Source organism: Streptomyces shenzhenensis, from assembly GCF_021462265.1.
GTDB classification, from domain to species: domain Bacteria; phylum Actinomycetota; class Actinomycetes; order Streptomycetales; family Streptomycetaceae; genus Streptomyces; species Streptomyces shenzhenensis.
In genome coordinates, this window is the sequence record NZ_JAJONF010000140.1 from 1 (window position 1) to 1,680 (window position 1,680).

At 68.8% G+C, this 1,680-nt stretch carries 2 protein-coding genes; one reads left to right on the top strand and one right to left on the bottom strand.

The genetic code is table 11. The features are described 5' to 3' along the window. Nucleotides 1-113 precede the first annotated feature (113 nt). Entirely contained in the window at nt 114-665 is a 552-nt protein-coding gene (locus tag LQ326_RS47070) for a hypothetical protein (RefSeq protein ID WP_234545360.1), read from the top strand. On the opposite strand, the gene LQ326_RS47075 is transcribed toward LQ326_RS47070, so the two are convergent. After that, nucleotides 622-1,413 (bottom strand): IS5 family transposase, encoded by a 792-nt coding sequence (locus LQ326_RS47075; RefSeq protein WP_234545359.1) that lies wholly within the window; start codon nt 1,411-1,413, stop codon nt 622-624. The genes LQ326_RS47070 and LQ326_RS47075 overlap by 44 nt on opposite strands. Between the last annotated feature and the right edge of the window lie 267 nt (nt 1,414-1,680).

Sequence of the window (1,680 nt, forward strand, 5' to 3'; positions counted from 1 at the left end):
AGAAGTTGTTGTCTTTCCGGGCTTGAGCACGGCGTTTTCGCTGGTCAGGCATAGGGTCGGTGATCCTGTGGGAGTGGTGGTCTGTCGTGTCGCCGCTGCTGTGGAGGTCATGGATGCCGTCGGTTGTGGGGCTGCTGGAACAGCGTGAGCTCGTGGCTCGCCGTCGCGTGGACGAGTTGCGGGAGGAGGCCGACCGTATCCAGGCTGAACTGGCCGTGGCTGAGCGGGACTGGAAGGAATGGGCCATCGCTCGCTCGCGGGTGGGTGAGGTACTTGCCCCGGCAGACGGGATGGGACATGGCCACGACCAGGCCGACCGGACAGCACCGACCACCGACGGGAAGGCCGGGAAGGCATCGTCAACGCCGGAAGCGGCGAGGACGAAGTCGCAGGTGCCGGTGTGGCGTGAGGGGCTGGCCTGGGCGGTGCTGTCGGTGGACTACCAGCGCATCCTCACCGCGCTCGCGGACCGGGCCCGGCTCCATCAAGCGCCGCTGACCTGCCAGGAGTTGGCCGTGTTGTTCGGCCTGGACGCGGTGCCGGCCAAGGTGGAGGCACTGCGGTCGAAGGCGAAACGCCTGGTCGCGCGGGGCTGGCTGGCCGAGCCCGCGCCGGGACGGTTCATGCTCGCGCAGGGTGTGGCCGGGCCAGGCGTCGGGTCATGAGCAGGGTCATCGACCAGTAGATCATCGCCTCGGCGCTGGTGGTGCGGCGTTCGTAGTCGCGGGCCAGGCGGCGGGTGCGCATCAGGTGGGCGAAGAGACGCTCGACGATCCACCGCTTGGGCAGGACCACGAAGCCACGCATGTCGTCACTGCGCCTGACGATCGCGAGGACCAGCGCGAGCGTGGCCAGGCAGTACTCGACGAGGGGGCCGCTGTAGCCGCCATCGGCCCGGACCAGGGCAAGGCGATGGTGCGCGTCGGACACCCGTTCAAGCAGGATCTGGGCGGCGGCGCGGTCGCCGGTGTCCGCGGCGGTGACCATCACCCCCAGCAGCAGGCCGAGGGTGTCGACCACGACGTGCCGCTTGCGTCCGTTGATCAGTTTGCCGCCGTCGAAGCCGCGGCTGTCCGATCCGACGACGGCGTCCGCCTTGACGGACTGCGAGTCGATCACGCCGGCCGTCGGCTGCGCATCCCGCCCCTCCCTCTCGCGGATCCCTGATCGCAGCCGGTCGTGGAACTCCTTGACCAGGGCGTGGTCACGCCAGCGGCGGAAGAATGCGTATGCCCGGTCCCATGGCGGGAAGTCGGCCGGCATCGCCCGCCACTTGATGCCGTTGTCGACGAGGTAGCGGATCGCGTCCAGTATCTGCCGGTGACAGTACGCCTCCGGCTGCCCGCCCCGGCCGCGCAGCCAGCCGGGCACCGACAGCAGCGGCCGGACCACGGCCCACTCCGCGTCCGTCATGTCCGAGGGATACCGCCGAACACGTTCCGGGTGATCGGCCGCGTTTCCGAACCGGTGAGCGGCACAATCACACGTCGGTGCGGCCGAGTTGAACTCCAGCGGCGTGAGCACGTAGAACTGCGGCAACAGGGTCTCCTGGATCTCGGTTGGCTTCGCAACCCCGAGCTGCCAAGAGGCCCTGCCTTCATGCCCGCGACGAGCTGCGATCACCCGATCGAGACTCCCGTTCGACGCCCACCCCTCAAGATCGGAACGACAACAGCTACT